This is a genomic window from Oryzomonas sagensis, from assembly GCF_008802355.1.
In the GTDB taxonomy this organism is placed as follows: Bacteria; Desulfobacterota; Desulfuromonadia; order Geobacterales; family Pseudopelobacteraceae; genus Oryzomonas; species Oryzomonas sagensis.
In genome coordinates, this window is record NZ_VZRA01000002.1 from 291152 (window position 1) to 314070 (window position 22919).

Consider the following 22919-nt stretch of genomic DNA (forward strand, 5'->3'; position numbering starts at 1 on the left):
GAACCCGGCATCGAAGGAGGTGCCACATGAAAAGGCTACTGCTTCTGATCGCCGTCTCGCTCCTGGTGACTGGCTGTGTTGCCGTCCCGGTGTACGATGGCGCCTATTATCATCCCTACTACGGCTATTACGGCGACTATTACGGCCCGTATCCCTACGGCTATTGGGGCTCGGACTTCGTGTTCATTACCGGTGGCCACGGCGGGCGCGGCTTCCATGGCCGGGACGTTTTCTACGGCAGGGGCTACTTCCGCGGCGGCGACGGCGGATTCCGCGGCGGCGGTGTCGTCCGCGGTGGCGGGTTCCGTGGCGGCGGCAGGCGTTAGGAAAGCGCCCGGCGGTTGATTGAGGGCGCTGGTGCCGGGACAAGAGGCGGCAGGGACGTGCGAGGCGGCCCGATGAGCGGCCTTTGAGTCGTTCTTGGGCGCTGCCGCAAAAGTTTTTTTGTATCAAAATGACGCAATGGAAGGCATCCGGCTGTGGGTCGGGTGCCTTTTTTTAAGTGAAAACAGTCAAATAGGAACATTGTCTTAAAATGTTAATAAAATTAACAGTTTAGTTTTTAATTGAAAACCGTTTTTGCGGAGTGTAGAAGGGGGGAGCGCAATTATTGCACAATTGGGCCGGCGTTGTTTGAAGCGGGCAGGGGGGAGCGATCCCGGCGGGTGGGGCTGGCGTGATAACGCTGCCTGTCTGCCCGTTTTTGCGTCGTGACGCTGCAAGGTTGGCCTCCGGCATGTGAAAATGCCGCACGGCGATACCACATCATATCCTTGGGCAGGAGGCGGGCATGGCACAAACGGCGGGTAGCCGGATGGCGGGTTTCTTCATGGTGTGGTGCGTGACGGCGTTCCTTGCCGGATGCAGCGGCGGCGGGGGAGGAAGCGCCAAATCCGGGCAACTGGTGGACCCTTCGTCGTCGTACAAAGGGACCGCCGCCATGGCCGTGGTGACCGGGACGAACGCCGAGGATCTGGCCTTGGGCGGTTACGGCGGCACGCGCATCGCCGCAGCCGTCGGCAGCGTCGCCAAAACGACCGACGACAGCACTGCGCAAGCCGTGGCGCGCCCTCCCGCTTTCGCTTGTGCCCAGGCGCTCAAGCAATCGGTCCGGCGCATGGAACTCCCCCAAAAGGCCGCCCTGCTTCGCACCTCGACCCCCTCCACCGCCACGGCCAAGAAGAGTGTCGCCCGGGCCGTCTCGTACCAGATAGCGGGGGACAACGGCGGCACGGCCAGCTATACCCTGGATGTCAACGATACCGACGGTACCTTCTCCGGGACGATCGACTATCAGGGGTTCACCGCCAACGGGATCATCATCGACGGAACCACCGACATTCTCGGCGCCCTGGACGCAAGCCGGCAGAAGTTCACCCGCCTCACGCTTTCTTTCCCGTCTCTGACGTTCCGCTCCTCCAGCTTCGCTTACACCCTGACCGGTTCCCTGTCGTGGGGGTTCAATCTGAGCGCATCCACCGAAACCCTGTCCATGAACATGGTCCTGCGGGACCAAGCCACCGCCAGGACCTACTGGTTCAAAAATTACGAAGTGACGACCGTCTATGGAGCGAGCAGCCTCACCCAGAGCATGGCCGGGCGCTACTATGACCACGAACAGGGGTATGTGGACCTTACCACCCGGACGCCGCTCGTTGCCGTTTACGGTGATCAGTGGCCCTCCCAGGGGTCCCTCGCCTTCAGCGGGACCAACAGCCGTTGGGCCAGGCTGGATTTCCAGGCAACCACCCTGCAAATCCAGGCGGACACAGACGGCGACGGCAGTGCCGACTGGCAGGTGGAGCGGCCATCCAACGTCGCCCCGCCGGTCAATACCGCGCCCGTGGCCAATGCCGGCCCCGACCAGACCGTCAGCCAATATGCCACGGTTCACCTGGACGGCAGCGCCAGCAGCGACGCAGACGGTGACACGCTCACCTATACCTGGACCATTGCCAGCGGTCCCGCCTATCCGGCCCTGACCGGCGCCGCTACCGCCACCCCGTCCTTCGTCGCCACGCAAGCCGGCACCTATGTCCTGCGGCTGACGGTGTATGACGGCAACTCCACCAGTCCGGCGGATACGGTGACCGTGACCGTGACGCCTCTCACGGCCAGCGACCCTGCCTTTATCGCGCAGCAGTGGCAATACGGGATCTACGGAACGTACATCGGCTTGGCCGGGCTGTACACCACCGACCTGGACGGCGACGGGACGCCGGAGATCATCGCCAGTTCCATTGTCGGCGCCGATTCCGTATGGTACGTCGTCCGGAAAAACGCGAGCGGCGGGTATGACCAGGTGTGGCGCAGCCCCCTGTACGGGGTCGCCATCGTCCGTATCCTGCTTGCGGACATGAACGGCGACGGCAAGGACGATGTGGTCGTCGCCCAAGCGGACGGCACCGTCAGCATCTACGACGGGCCGACCCTGAAAGAGATCCGCACCCTGCACACCATTACCTCGCTGAGCGACATTGCCGTGGCCGATCTGGACGGCGACGGGATCAGGGAGATCGTCGCCAGCGACGGCCTCAAGGTTTCCGTCTACAACTCCCAGACCGGCGCGCTGAAGTGGAGCGTCGCCTCGGGCGGCGGCACCTCCATCGCCGTGGGCAATGTGGATGCCGACGCGGCCCCGGAGATCGTCACCACCACCTACGGCGGCAAGGGGTACGTGTTAAGCGGCCTCACGGGCGCGGTCAAATGGGCCTACGCCAACAGCTTCGGCGCCAAGGTCAGGCTGGCGGACCTGGACGGCGACGGCATGCAGGAGATCATCGGCGCCTCGTCCTGGTACAAGATCACGATCTTCGACGCCGACCTCCAGTCGCCGACCTGGGAGATCGCCACCAGCCAGGATATCGGGGCCGTCACGGTCACCGATACGGATGGTGACGACATCCCCGAGATCATCTACGGCGATGGCCAGTGGGGCAAGGTCCATGCCGTGGATGCCCGCACCCATGCCGAACGGTGGGCCGTCGCCAATCCCGAACACGGCGTTTCCGGCATCGCCATGGGGGATGTGGACCTGGACGGGGCAAAGGAACTCCTGTGGGGAGCCGGCGGTACGTCGAGCGGTCCCGATTACCTGTACATTGCCGACCCGCTGGCCGGCACGGTCAAGTGGCAGAACCAGGATCTCTACGGCATGAGCGCCCTGGCTGCGGGGGATGTGGACGGCGACGGTACGGACGAGGTCGTCATGGTCACCGCTTCCAGCAACAGCGGCTATGCCAGCGGGATAATCCATGTCTTCAACGCCGCAACCCATGCCCTGAAATACCGGAAAGACCTCGAACCGCTGGACTGGATGGGGGGCAGCCGTGCGGTGAGCATCGGCGATGTGGACGGGGACGGCCATGCCGAACTTGTCGTCACCTCCGCATACCTGTACAGCGGCCTCATCAACGTCTACGACGGCGCGACCGGCACCCTGAAACGGCAGAGCGCAACGTACAGCAGCAACTACTTTTCCGCCGTCGCCCTGGGGGATGTGGACAATGACGGCACTACGGAAATCGTTGCCGGCATGGGGCGTGCGGATAGCGGGGCAACGGGCGCGTACCTGGTCGCTCTCGACGGCGCCACGATGCAGGAAAAGTGGCGCAGCGTCGATCTGGGAGGCAGCTTTGTCCACAGCATAAAGATCGCCGACCTGGATAAGGACGGCCACCCGGATATCATCCTCACCATGGCCGACAACCGCCTGATCGTCTACGACGGGGTGACCCACGTCCAGAAACAGCTTATTGCCACCCCTGCCCGGGCTGTCGAGGTGGCGGACGTGGACGTGGACGGCCGCCTGGAAGTTCTGGTCGGCCGCAACGACGGTTATATCGACGTTTACGACGGCGTCACCTTCGCCGTTAAGAAGAGCGTTTTCACCTATGGCACGACGGCGCTCGACGCCTTGCGCATCGCGGACCTGAAGGGCGACGGCAGCCTGTCCTGGCTCATGGCCAGCAACGGGGTATTCTCCATCCTCGATGCCCAGGGCGGGTTGAAATGGCGCAGTTCCCCCCTTGGCTCTAACCTGGGGAAAGGCAACAACATTGCCGTCAAGGACGTCAACGGCAACGGCAGGAAGGACATCTTTATCGGTTCCGACACGGTGCTGTACCAGTTCGAGTAGCGGGGCGCGGGTGAAGGTGGTAAAGTGCACGTATCCCGCCTGATCCTTGCGGGGCTACTAATTACACTGGAGATACTATGAAACAATCGCTTGGCGCAAAGACACTGCTTTTTCCCACCCCCGTACTCATGGTCGGAACCTATGACAAGGCAGGCAAGCCGAACATCATGACCGCCGCGTGGGGCGGCGTCTGCTGTTCCGAGCCCCCCTGCATCGCCGTATCCCTGCGCAAGTCCCGGCACTCCTACGACAGTATTGTGGAGCGCAAGGCGTTCACCGTGGGGATCGCCAACGGGGCGTACATGGCGGAAGCCGACTATGCCGGGATGGCCTCGGGGCGTAGCGCGGACAAGTTCGGCGTGACCGGGTTGACGGTGGTCAGGAGCGACGTGGTGGATGCCCCCTATGCGGAGGAGTACCCGCTTGTCCTGGAGTGCCGGCTGGTGCATACCTTTGATCTGGGGATACACACCCAGTTTGTCGGCGAGATTATCGATGTGAAGGCGGACCGGGATACCCTGAGTGAAGACGGTCTCCCCGACATCCTCAAATTGCAGCCACTCATCTACGATACCGCCCACAAGGGGTATCATGCCGTCGGGCCGCTGCTGGGGAAGGCTTACTCGGTTGGGAGGAAGTTTATGTGAGGGTGGGGGGCTGTCAGACTTTGTTGGCCCTAGATATGCGAGTACACATGAAAGAGCATCCTGCTGAAAATATCAACTTCGTTGGCAGCCCGGACTCTATCCCCGCGACGGAATTGTTCCCTGACCTGGTGACTAACCCCCATGGGGGTTATCTCAAGGGTATTCGCTATCGTGAAGACCTCACACAGGTGCAGCTTGCAGAGGCTACCGGCATCCCTCGGCGGCATATCAGCGAGATGGAGAACGGCAAAAGGGTTATTGGAAAAGAGCGCGCCCAAAAGCTGGCGGCGGCGCTGCATATTGACTACAGGATGCTCCTGTAATCAGGATATGTGGATATGATAAGAACATAATACAAATTATATAACCAATGGAAAATAATCAGGAAGGATGACTGACAACAAATGACTCATCACGCCCCTCGACAGAAAGTTACAGATTTGATCGCATCTTTTCATGAGCACCTTGGTCGGAACATTTCTATTTTTTCAAATGATGCAATACCTCTTTTTAATGAAATTGATTTAAATTCAAGAATTATAGATGAGATACGAGCTACATTGATTAAAAATTACTGCGTAACAAACTATCAGAAAGATATTTGTTCTGATATCCTCGATGAAGTTTTTACTGATTTCACTATAGCATTATATCTCTTCGCCATAGGGCTAATAGTTCCGGCTAGAATGTCGGTCCGCCGTGCACTTGAAGAAGGTCTGGCAGTTGTATTTATGTGGGATCTACCGCATGAGTACTGGGGATGGCGACAACTCGATGCTGACCTAAGTTACTCCAATATGGTCTCCCACCTGAATTCAGCAAGTTATCTTAAGTATTTAGCCAACGTTCATGGATGCCATGATATTGATGTAATTTGTGATTCAGTGCGTTTTCAACGGTTTTACCGTAAACTGAGTAATACTGTACACGGGAAGGTCGAAGGTCTTCCGCCACTTTCCCCTGAGCGATTCTCTGCTGATAAAAATGGTATTTCTAAGCATCTGAAATTGACCATGGATGTACAAAAGGCTATTATAGACCTCCTATACGGGAGATTCCATGGGCTTAAAGCAGATATTGAAAAGGCTTTTCCACAGGTTGGGAGATAATAATGACCACTAGCGAAGACTTGCTGCAAACCGCAAGATGTGAGGATTTGCTCTATGAACAAATTAGTCAAGTATCCGTTCTTGGTGAATTTGAAAGAAGAATTATCGATTCACTTAAAGGAAGCGGTGCTAATTTGCTTGAAGGTGCACGTGGAGTTGGTAAATCAATGTTGTTGCGGATGGCAGAGATAGAGCTTGATGCTGAGTTTAATGAGGGACGAAAGCTTGGGGTCTATGTTAATTTTAAAACTAGTACACTTCTTGAAGGTGTAAAAGCGGATCAGAAAGATGCTTTTCAAATCTGGGTAAATATTAAATTACTTGAGGCACTACATGAAAAATTGCTTGGCATGAGCTTGATTGCTAAGGGGGGAAGCGATGATCCATACTACAGGGTTTTTGGTATTAAGTCGGTTCGAGAAACCAAAGCTCATCTTGAAGATAAAATTCACCTTCTTCAGAAACTTGCTTTTTTGAAAACAGATCAGAACGCCATTATTGACCAGATAGGTAAGGAGTTTATATCCAAAGCCCAAGACACTTCTTTTCTCACAAATATAATCAAGGAGGTAACAGAGCTTTTTTCAATCAAAAAAATAATTTTCTTTTTTGATGAAGCTGCTCACACTTTTATTCCAACCCAACAAACAATTTTTTTCGAGATATTTAAATTGCTTCACGGCGGAAAGGTTGCCTGCAAGGCTGCGGTGTATCCGACTGTCACAAATTATGGTCGCAATTTTGAGGTTGGCCAAGACGCAATAGTTTTGCCAGTTTTTCGTTTCGACCCTGGAGAGGCTGGGAGGCGAGAAAACCGGCAACACTTTCGTAGTATTTTGGATAAGCGATTGCCTAAAACTAGTTCTATAAGAAAGAAGATATTCCAGCGTGGGGCTGAATTAGATTTATGTATTGACCTTTCAAATGGCAATCCCCGAGCTCTGTTACATATTATCAATAGTGCCTTGGCTGGGCAGTCATCTTTATCTGAACGTTCGGTCAGTTTAGCCGTTCAAAGTTATGTTGATCAGGAGTTATTGCCATATCATCAAAGCCTTGCAAAGAGGTTGCCGAAATACGCGTCCCATATTCGCGTAGGTTTAGATCTATTAAGAGGTTACATAATTCCCGAGATTCGAGCAAAGAATCACCGAAAGACAAAAAGCGAGTACCAGTCAGCTTTTTTTACTATACAGCGAGACATGTCGCCTAATTTGAAATTGGCTTTTGATGTGCTCAGTTATTCCGGAATGGTGTCACAAATGGGAACAGTGAAGATCGCTGGTGGCAACACGGGGCCTCGTTATCTAGTCAATCTGTCACTTATGGCTACGGAAAAAGCATTTGATACCGCAAAAATTGCTGATGCGATCACTCGTTTGAGTTTAACGGACTATCGCGAATTTTCATCATCCGACAGCCAAATACACACATATCTAAATTCTTTGCTCTTACCTAGTGAGCTTTGTTCTGCCTGCTCACTGCCGTTAGGACAAAATGCTAAATTTTGTAGCGAATGTGGTCAGCCTGTCACGTCTATTTCAATTGTAAGCACACTTTTGGAAGAGTCTGTTGAAGCCCTTTCAATAAGCCGACGATTGAAAGATAGAGTACAGACAAAATTTGAAACTGTAGGAGCAATAGTTCAAGCGAAGCGGGCTGAATTAATGTCGCTACCTTATATTAAAGATGTACGATCAAGAATTATAAAGAATGCTGCTGATGAATTTATTTCTGGGTGACTTCTTCTCGGGGAATTCTCTCTGTCCGCTATTGCAAAGACAGTCACAAACTATGATTCATTGCTTTTCGGTAGGACTAAGAATGGGGAATTTGGGGGGACATAATACTTAATTCAGGAAACAATAAGGTGGCCGGCTGTTTATTGAGAAGCCCACATGCCGGGGGATATTCCGAAGGATCGATACTCCAACTATTCAAGCGTACCCGGCTTAATATAATCGAAGACCTCTTTCGACCATACCGCAGACCATTTCCCCAACGGCAAAATGATGTCGCGCAGTTCCTTACCCCGCCGCGTCAACACGTACCCATCGAGTGTCTTTTCCACCAGATCCGCCTCGCGCAAATCCTTGATGCGGCTATTGAGGATGGAGGGGGAGATGTCCCTGCAATGTTCCTGCAAACTGCGGAACGTGCAGGGGCCTTTTTCCAGATTCCATAGGATGCCGAGCGCCCAGCGGCGGCCCAACAGGTCGAACAGGGCGTTGATCGGCGTGCCGGAGAGAGAACCGCGTACCTTTTTTCCTGGGCTTGGAATGGACATCGGAAGCGATTGTCTCCTTTGGGTTATTGGATGAACAAACCCTGATCTGGCTGCCGCGGACAACCGGATCAGGGTATTGTGTGTTAACGGGCCTGAGCGGCTTTGAGCTCGGCGAGCGTCTGGCCGCCGATCCCGATGTTGGTGCTGTCGAGTTCGTTGATCAGGATGGTGAACTTTTCAGCGGGGATATTTGTGACCTCTACAGCGGTCTTTGTCAAGTTTTCGATCAGGGCCTTTTTTTGTTCCGTATCGATGCTGTGCAGATCAACGGTGATAACCGGCATGATAGTCTCCTTGCTATTCATTTTGTAGCTTGCTACCGATTGTATAGCATGCTACTAAAACAGAAGCAATGTTTTTGTGTTTTTATGGGGAATTCAAAGGCTGACAACCGGCCGTCTATGTTGGTTAGGGAGCAAGTTTCAAAGCGGTAAGGTCACCACGGTGCCCTTCGATGCGGTAGCCCCCACGTAATTTATTCGCTTGATACTATGGTCCAGAGTGCTATAAAATGTGACAAGCAGGGGGGAATGTGAGGCTATTCAAAACAAAATGGTTTGCCCGATTCGCCCGTAAAGAAGGAATAGAAGACCGTAAGCTGATAGATGCCGTACGGGAGATGGAACGTGGGCTGATTGATGCGGATTACGGCGGAGGGCTAATCAAAAAGCGCGTTGCCCGTGATGGTGGGGGAAAAACGGTGGCTACAGGAGCATAATTGCATACCGGTCGGAAACAAGGTGCGTTTTCATGTTCTGCTTCGCCAAAAAAGACAAGGAAAACCTCACCAGGGAAGAAGAACGCGAATATAAGGATGCAGCTTCTCTCTATCTGGGTTTGAGTGACGCACATATCGAAACGGCGCTGCAACATGGCAAGATGGAGGAGGTGGAGTACCCATGACAAAGAGATATAAAAGCACCGCACTGGCGGCACTGCATGAATCGATGCAGGATTTGCATGATATAGGGGCTGTTGACCAAAGAACGATGCGAAAGTTCGATGAATCGTGCCTTATTCCCGTTGCGGAATTTGCTCCCGATGAGATCATCGAGACACGGAATAGGGCCGGTGTAAGCCAAGCCGTTTTTGCCCACTACCTGAACGTGTCCGTCGGATCGGTAAGCAAGTGGGAGCGCGGCGAGAAGCACCCGAGCGGTCCGGCACTGAAGCTGCTCGATCTGGTCAGGCGGAAAGGGTTGGAAGCGCTCGCCTAGCAGCAACCTGAGCGGTAATGACATAGCAAAGGCGGCCAATCGGCCGCCGTTCGTGTTTCCCGAAAGCGGATGTAAGCAGGCTCCCTCTCTCAACTCCCTCCTGATCCCTAAAACTCGACGCTCTACCACCCACTCCAACACATACGGGGCAACCTGCTCTCCACTCCACCCCGTGAGGGCTGCAAAACGCCGGAGCGGGAATAAAAAAAGGCCACACCTTGCGGTGTGGCCTTTTTTTATTCCTTCGGAGGAAGAATTACTTTGCAGCCGGAGCAGCAGGAGCAGCAGCGTCAGCAGCAGGAGCAGCTGCGTCTTTCTTAGCGGCTTTCTTTGCTTTCTTTGCTTTTTTTGCTTTCTTAGCCGGTTTCTTCACTTCTTTTTTCTCGGTTGCAGCAGGAGCAGCAGCGTCGGCAGCCGGAGCAGCGGCGTCAGCAGCGAAAACAACGGCGGAGAAGGACAGAGCAACGATAGCGGCTACGAGGGTGGAGAGAACTTTTTTCATTTTTAATGCCTCCAGATGAGTTTAAATGCTTCTTGCCCAAGTAAATAGCATTAACGGTGCCAACTGCAATATTTTTGCTAACATGCCGATATGATTTGAATTAATTTTTTCGTCCCGGTTGCGCCCGGCTTGCGGCCACCGCAAATAATCCGGTGCATACCCCATATGAGGTATGCACCGCGAGGCCGACAGGAAGAGGGGGATGAGGCGGGCCGGCCCGTTACCCTGCCCGCTGCGCCGCCAGAATCGTCGGCAGGTTGATCTCTATCCAGTCGGCCAACGACTCCACCTTGCGGCCGATCTCCGTTCCCGTGGGCGTCAGGGAATATTCCACATGGGGCGGCACGACCGGAAGGGACACCCGGTGGATGAAGCCGTCCTTTTCCAGGCATTGCAGCGTCTGCGCCAGCATCTTCTCGCTGACCCCGCCCACCTTGCGCCGCAGATCGCTGAAGCGGTGCGTACCCTCCATCAGGGCCACCAGCACCAGCACGCCCCAGCGGCTGGTGACGTGTTTGAGGATCTCCCGCGAGGGGCATTCGACGGCAAAAATCTCCCCGCGCCGCAGCAGTTCGGAGAGTCGTGGGGTTTTGGCTTTTGTCATGGCACTTACCTTTTTGTGCGTACTTACTAAAAGTAATTATAGCTGATATGATGAATACATACAATACATCAATCACCGTTGAAGGGAGTTTTGTCATGATCGTCATCACAGGAGCAACCGGGCAATTGGGCCGTTTGGTCGTCGCAGCGCTGCTGAAAAAGATACCCGCAACCGATATCGTCGCCGCGGTGCGCAATGTGGACAAGGCCAAGGATCTTGCCGCATTGGGCGTGCAGGTGCGTCATGGGGATTACAGCCAGCCCGCCACCTGGGACGGAGCGCTCAAGGGGGCGGACAAGCTGCTCCTGATCTCTTCCAGCGAGATCGGCCAGCGCGCGGCCCAGCATAAAACGGTCATCGACGCCGCCAAGCGGGCGGGGGTGAAATTCCTGGCGTACACCAGCGTCCTGCACGCCGACACGTCGGTGCTGGGGCTGGCCGGCGAACACCGGGAGACCGAGGCGCTGCTCCGTGCCTCCGGGATACCGTTCGCGCTGCTGCGCAACGGCTGGTACACCGAGAACTACACGGCCGGCGTGCCTGCCGCGCTGCAACTCGGCGCCGTGTACGGCTGCGCGGGCGACGGGCTGATCTCATCCGCCGCGCGCGCCGACTACGCGGAAGCGGCGGCTGCCGTGCTGACCGCGGACAACCAGGCGGGGCGCGTCTATGAACTGGCCGGCGACACCGCCTACACCCTGACGGAGTTGGCCGCAGAGGTCTCGCGCCGGTCCGGCACGGCAATCGGGTATGTGAACCTGTCGGAAGCCGACTACAAAGGGGCGCTGCTCAAGGCGGGGCTACCGGAGGTGGTCGCGGAACTGCTCGCCAATTCGGACAGCGGAGCCGCCAAGGGGGCGCTGTTCGACGACGGCCGCCAGCTCGGCAAACTGATCGGCAGGGCCACGACGCCGTTGGCGACATCGGTTGCGGCGGCGCTGTAGGAGAGAATCAGGGGAGGGCGGCCAAGTGGTCGCCTCGCGTGCTTCTTGAGGGAACGTCAGGAACTGGCGGCGGTAGGACTTTTTTCGTATCACCATGGCATAATGAAAGGCATCCGGCCACGTTCCGGGTGCCTTTTTTTACGCTAAAACAAGGGGATAAGGGGAATGCCCGTTTAAATTTTTTAACATTCTGAAATTACATTGAAATTTGGTTTCGGGTAAGGTAGAAGGGGGAAGCAGGTTTTATCAGGTTGAGCTTACTCTACGTATCATGCCGCAGGATGGAGGATCGATTCCCCCGACGCTCTCGTTAATCGATAAATATCCCTATTTCGTCCATTATTATATGTCTAGTATATCCCACGAAACAAAAATGAGGAGGTGTGCAGCATGCTGTCAGATTTGAAGATCAGTGCCCGGTTGGCCCTCGGTTTTTCCGTGATGCTGCTGATTATGGCGGTGATCAGCGGGATTGCCCTGAACGGCTTTACCCGCATCAACGACAAGGTCCATGTCATTACCGACAACAGGTGGCAAAAGACGGTCGCGATCCATGTTATCAAGGACAATACCAACCTGATAACGCGCCTCATGAGAGACGCAATTATCTCGGAGGACCCCGCCACGCTGAAAAACGGGCTTGAACAGATCAAGAAAGCTAAGAAAGAGAACGCCGGTTTTTTTGAAAAGCTCGACAAGACGATAGTCGATGGCGAAGACAAGGCGCTGCTCCAGGCAATCAAAACCAGCAAGACGTCGTATAACGCAGCGCAGAATGAGATCTTCGAATTGCTTGACGCCAACAACAAGGCCGAAGCCGGAAAGCTGCTGCTGACAAAGCTTCAGCCGCTCCAAAATGACTACCTGGATTCGCTCAACAAAATGATCGACTTCCAGGCCAGGGAGATGGGCAAAGCGGGCGATGCGGTGGAGGCAACCTACCGGTCGGCCCAACTGGAGATCATCATCGTTGTCGTGGCCTCGCTGCTTGCCGCCGCACTGATCGGCTTCGTGACCGCCCGCAGCATTATCCTGCCCCTCGGTCATGCGGTGAAGGTCAATCGGAGCATCGCGGACGGGGACCTGAAGGTGTCCGTCGTTGTCGACCGCAAGGATGAAATCGGCCAACTCAACGAATCGGCGAAACATATGATCGAAAACCTGCACAACATCATCAGCCGCCTGTCCAACACGTCGGCCCAGGTTGCCGCCGCCTCCGGTCAGCTGCATTCCACTGCGGAGCGCATCGCCAGCGGCTCCGAGGAGGTCGCCGTCCAGGTCGGTACCGTGGCCACGGCCGGCGAAGAGATGTCGGCCACATCGGGGGATATCGCCCGGAACTGCCAGCTTGCCGCCGAAGGGGCGCAACGCGCCTCCCAGTCGGCCGAAAACGGCGCAGCGGTGGTCGAGAAGACCGTGGCGGTCATGGGGCAGATCGCCGAGAAGGTGCAGGAGTCGGCCCGAACCGTGGAAAGTCTGGGGGCGCGCAGCGACCAGATCGGCGCCATCATCGGCACTATCGAGGACATTGCCGACCAGACCAACCTGCTGGCCCTGAACGCCGCCATTGAAGCGGCCCGCGCCGGTGAGCAGGGGCGGGGCTTCGCGGTCGTTGCCGACGAGGTGCGCGCCCTGGCCGAACGTACCACCCGCGCCACCCGCGAGATCGACGAGATGATCAAGGCCATCCAGAGCGAAACCAAAGGCGCCGTGAGCGCCATGGAGCAGGGAGTGAACCAGGTGGAGGCCGGCACCATGGAAGCGGCCCGTTCCGGCGAGGCGTTGCGGGACATCCTGGAACAGGTCAACGACGTGGCCATGCAGGTCGGCCAGATCGCCACGGCAGCCGAGCAGCAGACCGCCACGACCAGCGAGATCTCCAGCAACATGCAGCAGATCACCGCCGTGGTGCAGGAGACCTCCCTCGGCGCGCAGGAATCGGCCACGGCATCGGCGCAGTTGCGGGGCAATGCAGAGGAGTTGCAGCGGCTGGTGCAGCAGTTCAGGCTGTAAACAAGGAAACAGAGGCTCTGTCGGGGATCGTGACGAAAGGCTGAAATTGCCATAGGCGCGGACCTGACCCCATAAGGATTCAGGGGGGCAAAAAAGCGCATGTCAGGCCCGATCCCGTGCCCCTGTAAACTTTTTATGTATCAAAATGACGCAAAAAAAGGCATCCGGCTAGGTTTCGGGTGCCTTTTTTTAATGTGAAAATAGGGGGATACGGGGATTGGTGGTTTTGTGTTAATTTTATTAACACTTTGATTTTGCGTTGAAATTGGGGGTTTGGGAGTATAGAAAGAGATGCGTAGCGTGTGCTGGGGCAGTGGTATTTGCTGGTTTTACTGAGAGAGGCCGCTTGCCCCCTACAGGGGATCTGAAATTCAAGGGACCAGCCAAAACATGGCCGAACTAACCGAACAACAGAAGGTAGACCGGGTGCTCCGCACGAAACTGCGGGAACTCTACGCCAGCACACGCAGTGATGCAAAGCTTTTTGCCGTCTTGACGGTACTGCTGACCCCGTTGGCGGTGGCGCTCTTCATCCTCATGCTGCTCTTCGTCCTGGCCTTTGTCGATCTACCGGTGATCGACCACCTGGGCTACCGATTGTCGTTTGTCACGGGGGTAAACCTTTGCCTGGCGTTCATGATTGCTTCGTATTTCCTGCGACCGAAGGAACAGTACCAGCGACAGGACGACGACACCGCTTGGCTGGTGGCGGCAGGAGGCCTGTTCTGCTGCATCCTCACCATATCCTACGCAACTCCGCTCTCCCGGACTCATCCGGGGTGGTTCTGGCCGTCCTGCCTGCTGCTGGCCTTGGCCATGCTGGGGTGTGTCGGCCATGCCTACGAGCCTAAAGACGATTATTACCTGGGGTGGACGGCCGGGCCGTTTTTGATCGATAACCCCTTCACCATCCAGGACGATATCGACCGGGCCCATATGGGGCTTGGCTTTGTGGTGTCCATCTCACACCTGATCTTAAGTTCCTACGGGGAGATCTTTGGCAGCAGGTGGCTGTGGCGCGGCATGGGGGAGTCGGAGTTAAGCACCTCGGTGACGCTGTTGCGGGGGCTCGCCACTAGGGATACCTCCGAGGCGATGGCCCATGTGCGGGCACTGGCCAGGGGCTCTGCTGCGGATAGTGTGCGAGCATTGGTGAAGCTGGAGTTGGTGGTTATCGACAAAGGGTTTCCCCGGCTCAGTAGGAAGGGAAGAGAGTTTCTTGATCTGGGGCCGATAAGTCGCTTGTCGCCTTATTGACCCTCCAAAAAAGCTTCTGCTGTTTCATTGGGCTATGGGCAACAGACATGTCGGTTTGACAGTCTTATGTGTATCTATGTGTTTGAAAAGGAGGGGAACCTAAGATGAGAATCCTTGGCGAATGGAAATCCCTGTTAACATTAATAGCTACTGTTGTAGGCGTTGCTGTGCCAATATGGCTATGGCAAGCAGATTCAGTTTCAAAATCACTTTCAGTCAAGCTTATTACTCGGGCACCATTACAAGCAAAAGAGCAAGACTCTGTTCCGGGTATGGAAATATCTGTTGATGGCACACGGTTAGAAAAACCGAGATTGGTCATTTTCGAAATCCGAAACGACGGTAGGAAACCTGTTTTAGCCACTGATTTTGAATCCCCTCTAGAAATCCGCCTTGATTCCAAGACTTCCTTTGTCAAAACAGGAGTGACTAGCAAAAGTCCAAAAGATATCGAAGCCTCAATCATAAGTGAACAGAAGCGAATTTCTTTAAAACCTATTTTGCTAAATCCAAAAGACAGTATTCAAATTACTGCCCTCACTTCTGGTGAAGATCCTGTATTCAATACAAAAGCTAGGATTGTTGGTATATCAGAAATTTCACTTACAGACATTAGCAAAGAAAAAATTGACAATATTACTATAATATTACTACTGTTAAACTCACTATTAGGCTTTATAGCGTTATCTATTATGATTGATGTGTTGGTTGATCCAATAAGGACACTACGTAAAAGAGCTGTAATTATTGTAATGATTGCTGCTATAATATCCAGTATGATTACCTATAAAATATTTATGGAAAAAGTTGAATTTGAGAGTATTTGGCAATTTATAGTACCAATAATAGTATTGATGGCGCTGGGGGGTGTAATAGCCGCTACCCTAAATAAAAACGAAAGTGTCATTGAAGCGCAGCAACAACAGTAAATATAGTCGAATTCCATAGACATGATACTTAATTCTCAAGGCGGCCAATCGGCCGCCTTTCGTGATTCTAAAAAGCGAATGCAAGCAACTCTTATTCGCCCCGCTCAAGCGGCTTTGCTCGGCACAAGACGTATTTCAAGTTTGCACCCTACCGCCTGGGCGTATTTCTTTAGCGTTGCGATTGTGGGCGAATGGCGGTTGTCCGACAGGGCTGTTTCAAGCCGGGTAACCGCCGGTGGTTTCGTTCCCATCTTCTCCGCCACTTCCGCCTGGGTCAGTCCAGACCTCTTGCGGGCCAGCAGCACCTCACGAAGCAAGGTGAACTCCGTATCAAGCTCATCATAAGCAGCCTTGAATTCGGGATCTTTCTGCCATTCATCCATCATCTGTGTATGTGATTTGGTCGGTGCCGTGATTTTCATGATTCAGTAATCTCTACCAGCCTCATTACATACTTGTTATGTTGTTCCAAAAGCAAACAAGTGGATGCCCCTCTTTTTATAGCAACACTCTGTAATCGACATCCAGCGCTGTTGCCAACTTCTTGGCCGTCTCCCTGCCAATAGGACGTTTGCCTTGTTCCATCTCGGAAATATGCCGCTGGGGAATCCCCGTCAGTTCCGACAACCGGGTCTGGGTCATCTCAGCTTTACTCCTGGCGCCTCGCAGAATTGAAGCCGGAATGCTGCCGCGTCGTCCCGCCACCTCGCGCCACGGAATAGATTCGGAATTTTCCAGTGCCTCCGCATATTTTGTGATGGAAGCGACGTTCGCCGGGTGCACCATGAGGTGCAGGGGAACCAGATTTTCAGTACGGGGCTTTTTCGTGAGTGCCTGCATATATCACCTCAATCAGTTTTACCGTGTCGTCGACTTCTTCCCATACGGCAACATAGGTTGGCTTCCCTGTCTTGATATGGCAGTGATGCTGCCGTTTCCTGCCTTCCAACCTTGAATAGTTCTTCCAGTTACCGCGTATCGGGCCGAAATGCTCAATTTCTGCGGTGAGGAGGTCGAGTCGGTCTTGAACGCTGGGCGGCAGGTTCGTGTATTGTTTTTCTGCCTTCCTGCTGTATGTGACTGTCCACGGCATGAGTAATTCTATACCAAAAAACTGTATAGCGTCAAGCTCCGGTAAAATTCAAGGAACAGGGCACCCAATCCCCAAGGCGGCCAATCGGCCGCCTTTCTTGCTTTCCGAAACCATAAAGTAAGAAAAATTCGACTCTCACCCATCCCCCATGCACTTTTGGGGAAAGACACCGGGGTTGCGGCATGGACGCAATCCCGTTTTTTTGTTTTGATGGCCCTACGAAACACACCACGTCACGGGAGGCCGAATATGTGCGGAGGAGGAGCGCCCAGCGCGCCGGTGGTGACCCCGGCGCCGGAAGAACAGGATGCCGGGGTGGTGGCGGCCAGGGATGCGGAACGCCTGCGCCGGAGGCAGGCGGCCAGCAACACGATCCTGACCGGAGCGCAGGGGGTGACCGCACCGGCGCCCACGGTCGGCAAGACCTTGTTGGGGCAGTAAACGTAAAAGTCAGAGAGAAAATCAACATCCGCCACAGAGACACGGAGACACTGAGAAAGGCGAAAGACTTGTTGGGGTAAAACCATAATCAAGAATCGTCGTTGTTTTTTGTATGCCTTGTTTCTGGTTTCCTCTGTGTCTCCGTGTCTCTGTGGCAGATTAGTCTTTTTGTTATTAAGCACCGTCGCGACGACAGGAGCGCATTTCCATGGCTGAAGAATCGGTACGCGAGCAGGTCACCAGGCGGCTGGGAGAGCTGAAACAGGAGCGGAGTTCCTTTATCCCCCATTGGCGGGAGCTCACTGATTTCCTCTCCCCCCGCACGGGCCGCTATCTGGTCATCGACCGCAACAAAGGGGTCAAGGCCAACGACAAGATCATCAATTCCTGCGCCACCACGGCCCTGCGCACCCTCAAGTCCGGCATGCACGCCGGCATGACCTCCCAGGCCCGCCCCTGGTTTCGCCTGACCACGGACGACGTGGACATGATGGCTTCCAGCGCGGTCAAACAGTGGCTCTTCGACGTGGAGAACAAGATGCGCATCGTGTTCTCCCGCTCCAACTTCTACAACGTCATGCCCCAGATCTACGGCGCCGCGGCCGGCCACGGCACGGCGGCCCTGGCGATCCTGGAGGACGACGAAACCGTGATCCGCTGCTACCCCTTCCCGGTGGGGTCGTTCATGATCGCCCTCTCCGGCAAGCTCCGCTGCGACACCCTGTACCGCGAATTCCCCATGACCGTGCGCCAGGTGGTGCAGCAGTTCGGCCACGACCATGTCTCCCCCACCATCAAGACCCTGTGGGACCGGGGCTCCTACGAGCAGCCGGTGGAGGTGGTCCACGCCATCGAGCCGAACCAGGGGCGCGACTGCTCCAGGATGAACGCGAAAGACAAGCCGTTTCGCTCGGTGTACTACGAGGCCGGGGGGAGCGGCGACCTCCTGCTGCGGGAGTCGGGTTTCGACGAGTTCCCGGTCATGGCCCCCCGCTGGGACGTGGAGGGGGACGACGTGTACGGCTATTCCCCCGGCATGGACGCCCTGGGGCTGGTGAAGGGGCTGCAATTCTGCGAGCGGCGCAAGGCCGAGGCCCTGGACAAGCTGGTGCGTCCCCCCATGCTGGCCGATGCGTCGTTGCGCACCCAGCGCACCTCCATTCTGCCGGGGGACGTGACCTATATCGATAATTTGGGGGCCCAGCAGCACGCGGGGCTCCGTCCGGCCTACCAGTTCAACCCCAACATAGGCGAGATCCGCGCCGACATCGAGGCCATCAAGCGGGAGATCCGCACGATCTTTTTCGAGGACCTGATGCAGATGTTCGCCCTGTCGGATTCCTCCAACGTGACGGCCCGGGAGGTGGAGGAGCGCCATCAGGAGAAGCTGCTGGTGCTTGGCCCGACCATGGAGCGCTTCGGCGAGGAGTTGTACGACCCGGCCATCGACCGGACCTTCGCCATCATGCTGCGCCGGGGGATGATCCCCACGCCGCCCCGGGAGTTGCAGGGGCAGGCGTTGAAGATCGAGTACATCAGCGTCATGGCCCAGGCCCAGAAGCTCATCGGCACGGCCAATATGGAGCGGGTGGCGGGGTACATCGGCAACCTGGCCCGGATGGATGCGGGCGCCGTGGACAAGCTGAACATCGACGCGGCCATCGACGAGTACGCCAGCATGCACGGCGTGCCGCCCAATGTGATCAATTCCGCCGACGCGGTGAAGGGGCTGCGGGCCCGGAAAGCCAAGGCCCAGCAGGCGCAGCAGATGGCGGCGGCCGCCCCGGCCATGGCGGATGCGGCGCAGGCGGCCAAGACCCTGAGCGAGACCGGCGTGGGGGACACCAACGCCCTGGCCCGCCTGCTGGGGGCGGCCTGACATGGCGCGCCCCACGGCGAGGAAACAGGAATTACTGGACCTGGACAGCCTCATGTCCATCCCGGCCGGGCGGCGCTTTCTCTGGCGGCTCCTCACCCAAAGCGGGGTGTTCCGGTCGTCGTTCTCCACCGATCCGTTGGTGATGGCCATGAACGAGGGGCAGCGCAACGTGGGGCTCCGGGTGGTGGGTGCAATCATGGCCGCCTGCCCGGAGAAGTACATCGCCATGATGCGCCTTGGCAAGGGGCCTGGAGATCAGGAGGATGAAGATGCTCGACACATGGCTTAGAAAAATTGCGCTGTCCCCGCTGTTTCTGCTCATGGGGGCGGCAGGGGAGGCCGGGGCCGCAGGGGCGGGAGACGCCCCGCTCGAAGGCGCGCCCGCTCCCGGAGCAGGAGCCGGTGGGGAAGCGGCGGCCCCGGAAGGGCACGGGGCCGACGCTACGGCGGGGGAGCGGGAACCTGCCCCCGACGCGGATGCGGCGGGAGCGCCGGAGGAGTACGGCGAGTTCACCATCCCGGCGGAGGCCCGGGAGATGGAGTTGGTGGCCGAGGCGCTGGAGGCCTTCAAGCCGGTCGCCCAAGAGATGGGGCTGCCCCAGGAAAAGGCGCAGCTCCTCTTCGACCGGCTCCTCACCCAGGTCCACCCCCGCATGGAGGCGCGGCGCCTGGAGGCCTGGAACGGCATTGTCGCGGGATGGGCCGATGCGGCCCGGGCGGATCGGGAGATCGGCGGCGAACGGTTCGCCCGCAACGTGGAGGTGGCCCAGCGGGCGCTCAACACCTTCGGCACCCCCGAGCTCACGGCGGCCCTCAACCGGTTCGGCCTGGGCAATCACCCGGAGTTGATCCGCCTCATGGTCCGCATGGGGAACGCCATGCGCGAGGACAGCATCGTCCTCCCCGGCAGCCGTCCCGGCGGCGGCAAACGAAGCGTGGCCGACCGGCTGTACGGCGGCGGGGAATGACCGCAGCTCGAAAATGCCGGGGCGACCCTGCGGGGGGGAGTTATGGGACCTTGGGGAATCATGGACCCCATCGTTCCCATAACTCCCGGAAAATAGCCAGTATTGCAACCAGTCAGCACCGCCATTCCCTGAAATGAAAGGAGAGCATCACCATGGCAGTTATCGGCACCAAGGGGGCAACGCTCATCGATGTGGCCAACAGCCTCGATCCCGACGGCAAGGTGGCCGCCGTCGCGGAACTGCTCAACCAGACCAACTCCATCCTGGAGGACATGCCCTTCAAGGAATCCAACCTGGAGACCGGGCACCGCTCCGTGATCCGCACCGGCCTCCCCTCGGCCACCTGGCGCAAGTTGTACGAAGGGGTCCAGCCGTCCAAATCCACCCGCACACCGGTGGTGGACACCTGCGGCATGCTGGAGGCCAGGAACCACGTGGACAAGGACGTGGCCGAGCTGAACGGCAACACCGCCGCCTTCCGCCTCTCGGAGGGGGTGGCCGAGGTGGAGGCCATGAACCAGACCATGGCCCAGACCCTGTTCTACGGCGATTCGTCCCTGAACCCGGAGCGCTTCAACGGCCTCACCCCCCGCTACAACACCCTCTCCGCCGCCGTGCCGGTCTCCCAGAACGTCATCAGCGGCGGCGGCACCGGCTCCGACAACACCTCCATCTGGCTCGTGGTGTGGGGCGAGAACTCCGTCTTCGGCATCTACCCCAAGGGGAGCAAGGCCGGGTTGCAGCACGACGACCTGGGGCTCCAGGACGTGACCGACGCCAACGGCGGCTTCTACCGGGCCTACAAGGACTGGTGGCAGTGGAAGAACGGCCTGGTGGTCAAGGATTGGCGCTATGCCGTGCGCATCTGCAACGTGGACGTCAGTAACCTGGTCACCGAGACCTCGGCCGCCGACGTGATCAAGCTGATGATCAAGGCGATCCACCGCATCCCGTTTTTGACCATGGGGAGGCCGGTGTTCTACGCCAACCGCACCGTGCGGGAGATGCTGGACATCCAGGCCCTGGCCAAGTCGTCCAACGTCCTGGCCATCCGGGAGGCGGCGGAGCAGTTCAAGACCACCTTCATGGGCATCCCCATCAAGACCTGCGACCAGTTGTCGCTCTCCGAGGCGGCGGTGGCGTAAACCGTTTTTTTACAATCATTCACCACAAAGGCACAAAGGGCACAAAGAAATTCAAATGCTTATGAATATGAAAGACTTTAGCAAAACGACTGGCTGCTTTTCTTTGTGTACTTTGTGTCTTTGTGGTGAAAAACGAACGTTGAACTTTTATTAGAAAGGAGCTTCACATGATTCTCGACAAGACCCTCGAACTCAGCCTGGCCCAGGCCGTCACGACCACGGCCCTGTCCGCCAATGTGATCGATATCGCGGCGGCACGCAACATCGGCGCCGGGGAGGACCTGTTCCTCTACATCCGGGTCGGCGCCGCGGCCCAGGCTGCCGGGGCCGCCACGGTCAACTTCCAACTGCAGACCGACAGCAGCTCCGCCATGGGCACGGCCGTCACGGTGCTGGATTCCGGCGCCATCCCCAAGGCCTCCTTGGGAGGGAACAGCGCCCTGAAGTTCAAACTCCCCTCGGCGGCCTTCAAGCAGTACCTGGCCCTGAACTACCTGGTCGCCACCGGGCCGCTCACCGCCGGGGATTTCTCGGCCTGGATCTGTTCGGATGCGCCGGACAATACCACCTCCGCAAGCGGCTTTGTGGTCGGCTAGTAACAAAGTTCCCTCCCCCCTTGCGGGGGAGGGCTAGGGTGGGGGGGAGGTTGCCATGGCATGAGCATGTGGCAGCTTCACCCACCCCCTGACCCCCTCCCGTCAAGGGAGGGGGGATCTTCCACGGAGCCTCCCCATGCACGACATACAGCTCAACACGGCCACCAGCATCATGGTGCGCCTGACCGATGCCATCGACCATGTCTCCGGGAAAACCGGCCTGACCCTGACGGTGGCGGCCTCCAAGAACGGCGGCGGTTTTGTTGCCATCTCCCCGGTGGTCACGGAGCGGGGCCTGGGCTGGTACAACATCGACCTGGCGGCGTCCGTGTGCGACACCCTGGGGGAGCTGGTGGTCATGGCCCAGGCCCTTGGCGCCGATCCGGGCATCACCTGCCTGTACGTGGTGGAATACCTGTCGGCGAGCATCTCCGAGGTGTCGATCTGCAACATGGCCCTGGCGCGCTGCGGGGTGACCCTGTTCATCGAGTCCGTGGGGGAGGCGAGCCAGCAGGCGAGCGTCTGCAACCTCTTCTACGTGCCGGTGCGGGACCGGGTCCTCCAGGCCTGGCCCTGGCCCTTTGCCCGCAGATACGCCCTGCTGCAGGAGCTGGGTTCGCCCCCCTCCTGCTGGCGGTACCGCTACCACTACCCCTCCGACTGCCTGAAGGTGCGGCGGCTCGTGCCGGCTGGGGAGCGGGGGCAGGGCGCGGGCGCGCCGGTCCCCTTCGAGATCGGGGAGGCGGAGGCGAGCGCCGCCCGGGCCATCCTCACCGACTTGGAAATGGCCGAGGCCGAATACACCGCCCGGATCGCCGACGTCGCCCTGTTCCCCGAATCCTTCACCTCGGCCCTGGCGTGGGCCCTGGCGGCGGAGATCGCCATTCCCCTGACCACGGACATGAACCGGGCGCAGCTGGCCCAGAGGATGTACGCCCAGGCCCTGCTGGAGGCGGGGGCCGACGCCCTGAACGAGGAACGGACCGGTGACGGGCCGGAGAGCGATTTCATCAGGTGCCGGCGATAAGGCAGTAGGGGTGCCGTCAGGGCGAGCCGCCGGCGTCGCCCCTACCTGTTGTTCACCACGATAAAATCGGCTGTAGGGGCGACGCCAACGGCTCGCCCGGTTGATTGACATACACCAGACAGG

The 22919-nt window shown here is 57.3% G+C and carries 25 protein-coding genes and 1 pseudogene; 19 read left to right on the plus strand and 7 right to left on the minus strand.

Annotation, left to right across the window (positions count from 1 at the left end):
* Window positions 1-26: 26 nt before the first annotated feature.
* The 6 genes from F6V30_RS09235 to F6V30_RS09260 all read left to right on the plus strand — a co-directional run bounded on the left by F6V30_RS09235 (window position 27) and on the right by F6V30_RS09260 (window position 7636).
* A complete protein-coding gene (locus F6V30_RS09235; protein ID WP_218043328.1) occupies window positions 27-326 on the plus strand; it encodes a hypothetical protein in 300 nt (99 codons plus the stop codon).
* Between the two features lie 464 nt (window positions 327-790).
* On the plus strand, window positions 791-4138 hold the full coding sequence (locus F6V30_RS09240) for an FG-GAP-like repeat-containing protein (protein WP_151156691.1): 3348 nt from the start codon (window positions 791-793) through the stop codon (window positions 4136-4138).
* A 77-nt stretch (window positions 4139-4215) separates the two neighbouring features.
* Window positions 4216-4785, plus strand: a complete 570-nt coding sequence (locus F6V30_RS09245; protein ID WP_151156692.1) for a flavin reductase family protein — start codon at window positions 4216-4218, stop codon at window positions 4783-4785.
* A 47-nt stretch (window positions 4786-4832) separates the two neighbouring features.
* Window positions 4833-5108, plus strand: coding sequence for a helix-turn-helix transcriptional regulator (locus F6V30_RS09250; protein ID WP_246163398.1), 276 nt, complete (start codon window positions 4833-4835; stop codon window positions 5106-5108).
* 81 nt (window positions 5109-5189) lie between these two features.
* Window positions 5190-5894, plus strand: coding sequence for a hypothetical protein (locus tag F6V30_RS09255; RefSeq protein ID WP_151156693.1), 705 nt, complete (start codon window positions 5190-5192; stop codon window positions 5892-5894).
* Between the two features lie 2 nt (window positions 5895-5896).
* Complete coding sequence (locus tag F6V30_RS09260; RefSeq protein ID WP_151156694.1) at window positions 5897-7636, plus strand: zinc ribbon domain-containing protein; 1740 nt, start codon at window positions 5897-5899, stop codon at window positions 7634-7636.
* Window positions 7637-7827: 191 nt separating this feature from the next.
* Here F6V30_RS09260 and F6V30_RS09265 read toward each other — a convergent pair whose 3' ends face one another.
* Together F6V30_RS09265 and dmpI are read right to left on the minus strand one after the other, a co-directional pair.
* A complete protein-coding gene (locus F6V30_RS09265; protein ID WP_151156695.1) occupies window positions 7828-8181 on the minus strand; it encodes a winged helix-turn-helix transcriptional regulator in 354 nt (117 codons plus the stop codon).
* Between the two features lie 83 nt (window positions 8182-8264).
* Window positions 8265-8465, minus strand: a complete 201-nt coding sequence (gene dmpI, locus F6V30_RS09270; RefSeq protein WP_151156696.1) for a 4-oxalocrotonate tautomerase DmpI — start codon at window positions 8463-8465, stop codon at window positions 8265-8267.
* Between the two features lie 248 nt (window positions 8466-8713).
* Between dmpI and F6V30_RS17365 the strand changes: the two are divergent.
* A pseudogene (locus tag F6V30_RS17365) lies at window positions 8714-9084 on the plus strand (type II toxin-antitoxin system RelE/ParE family toxin).
* Complete coding sequence (locus F6V30_RS09280) at window positions 9081-9398, plus strand: helix-turn-helix domain-containing protein (RefSeq protein ID WP_151156697.1); 318 nt, start codon at window positions 9081-9083, stop codon at window positions 9396-9398. The pseudogene F6V30_RS17365 and the gene F6V30_RS09280 overlap by 4 nt, the downstream one beginning before the upstream one ends.
* Before the next feature lie 256 nt (window positions 9399-9654).
* Here F6V30_RS09280 and F6V30_RS09285 read toward each other — a convergent pair whose 3' ends face one another.
* Both F6V30_RS09285 and F6V30_RS09290 read right to left on the minus strand, forming a co-directional pair.
* A complete protein-coding gene (locus F6V30_RS09285) occupies window positions 9655-9900 on the minus strand; it encodes a hypothetical protein (RefSeq protein WP_149306323.1) in 246 nt (81 codons plus the stop codon).
* Between the two features lie 220 nt (window positions 9901-10120).
* The gene (locus tag F6V30_RS09290) at window positions 10121-10504 is read right to left on the minus strand and encodes a winged helix-turn-helix transcriptional regulator (RefSeq protein ID WP_151156698.1); all 384 of its coding nucleotides are present in this window, start codon (window positions 10502-10504) and stop codon (window positions 10121-10123) included.
* 95 nt (window positions 10505-10599) lie between these two features.
* Between F6V30_RS09290 and F6V30_RS09295 the strand changes: the two genes are divergently transcribed.
* The 4 genes from F6V30_RS09295 to F6V30_RS09310 all read left to right on the plus strand — a co-directional run bounded on the left by F6V30_RS09295 (window position 10600) and on the right by F6V30_RS09310 (window position 15647).
* Window positions 10600-11448 (plus strand): SDR family oxidoreductase, encoded by an 849-nt coding sequence (locus F6V30_RS09295; protein WP_151156699.1) that lies wholly within the window; start codon window positions 10600-10602, stop codon window positions 11446-11448.
* Window positions 11449-11838: 390 nt separating this feature from the next.
* Window positions 11839-13461 (plus strand): methyl-accepting chemotaxis protein, encoded by a 1623-nt coding sequence (locus F6V30_RS09300; RefSeq protein WP_151156700.1) that lies wholly within the window; start codon window positions 11839-11841, stop codon window positions 13459-13461.
* A gap of 390 nt (window positions 13462-13851) precedes the next feature.
* Entirely contained in the window at window positions 13852-14718 is an 867-nt protein-coding gene (locus tag F6V30_RS09305; protein WP_151156701.1) for a hypothetical protein, read from the plus strand.
* Between the two features lie 104 nt (window positions 14719-14822).
* The gene (locus tag F6V30_RS09310) at window positions 14823-15647 is read left to right on the plus strand and encodes a hypothetical protein (protein WP_151156702.1); all 825 of its coding nucleotides are present in this window, start codon (window positions 14823-14825) and stop codon (window positions 15645-15647) included.
* Between the two features lie 104 nt (window positions 15648-15751).
* On the opposite strand, the gene F6V30_RS09315 is transcribed toward F6V30_RS09310, so the two are convergent.
* The 3 genes from F6V30_RS09315 to F6V30_RS09325 all read right to left on the minus strand — a co-directional run bounded on the left by F6V30_RS09315 (window position 15752) and on the right by F6V30_RS09325 (window position 16740).
* Window positions 15752-16069, minus strand: coding sequence for a helix-turn-helix domain-containing protein (locus tag F6V30_RS09315; protein ID WP_151156703.1), 318 nt, complete (start codon window positions 16067-16069; stop codon window positions 15752-15754).
* A 76-nt stretch (window positions 16070-16145) separates the two neighbouring features.
* Window positions 16146-16487, minus strand: a complete 342-nt coding sequence (locus F6V30_RS09320) for a helix-turn-helix domain-containing protein (protein ID WP_149209552.1) — start codon at window positions 16485-16487, stop codon at window positions 16146-16148.
* On the minus strand, window positions 16456-16740 hold the full coding sequence (locus F6V30_RS09325; protein ID WP_151156704.1) for a type II toxin-antitoxin system RelE family toxin: 285 nt from the start codon (window positions 16738-16740) through the stop codon (window positions 16456-16458). The genes F6V30_RS09320 and F6V30_RS09325 overlap by 32 nt, the downstream gene beginning before the upstream one ends.
* Before the next feature lie 249 nt (window positions 16741-16989).
* Here F6V30_RS09325 and F6V30_RS09330 point away from each other — a divergent pair, with 249 nt between their 5' ends.
* The 7 genes from F6V30_RS09330 (at window position 16990) to F6V30_RS09360 (ending at window position 22796) form a co-directional block, all read left to right on the plus strand.
* The gene (locus F6V30_RS09330) at window positions 16990-17181 is read left to right on the plus strand and encodes a hypothetical protein (RefSeq protein WP_149306316.1); all 192 of its coding nucleotides are present in this window, start codon (window positions 16990-16992) and stop codon (window positions 17179-17181) included.
* Window positions 17182-17389: 208 nt separating this feature from the next.
* Window positions 17390-19060, plus strand: coding sequence for a portal protein (locus F6V30_RS09335; RefSeq protein WP_151156705.1), 1671 nt, complete (start codon window positions 17390-17392; stop codon window positions 19058-19060).
* A 1-nt stretch (window position 19061) separates the two neighbouring features.
* Complete coding sequence (locus F6V30_RS09340) at window positions 19062-19349, plus strand: Bbp19 family protein (RefSeq protein ID WP_151156706.1); 288 nt, start codon at window positions 19062-19064, stop codon at window positions 19347-19349.
* Entirely contained in the window at window positions 19330-20028 is a 699-nt protein-coding gene (locus tag F6V30_RS09345; RefSeq protein WP_151156707.1) for a peptidase, read from the plus strand. Before F6V30_RS09340 ends, F6V30_RS09345 begins: the two co-directional genes overlap by 20 nt.
* A 152-nt stretch (window positions 20029-20180) precedes the next feature.
* A complete protein-coding gene (locus tag F6V30_RS09350) occupies window positions 20181-21173 on the plus strand; it encodes a major capsid protein (protein ID WP_151156708.1) in 993 nt (330 codons plus the stop codon).
* A 167-nt stretch (window positions 21174-21340) separates the two neighbouring features.
* Entirely contained in the window at window positions 21341-21769 is a 429-nt protein-coding gene (locus tag F6V30_RS09355; protein ID WP_151156709.1) for a Bbp16 family capsid cement protein, read from the plus strand.
* 136 nt (window positions 21770-21905) lie between these two features.
* Window positions 21906-22796 carry a phage connector family protein gene (locus F6V30_RS09360; RefSeq protein ID WP_151156710.1) on the plus strand — a complete coding sequence of 297 codons (891 nt, stop codon included), beginning with the start codon at window positions 21906-21908 and terminating at the stop codon, window positions 22794-22796.
* The last annotated feature ends 123 nt before the right edge of the window (window positions 22797-22919 follow it).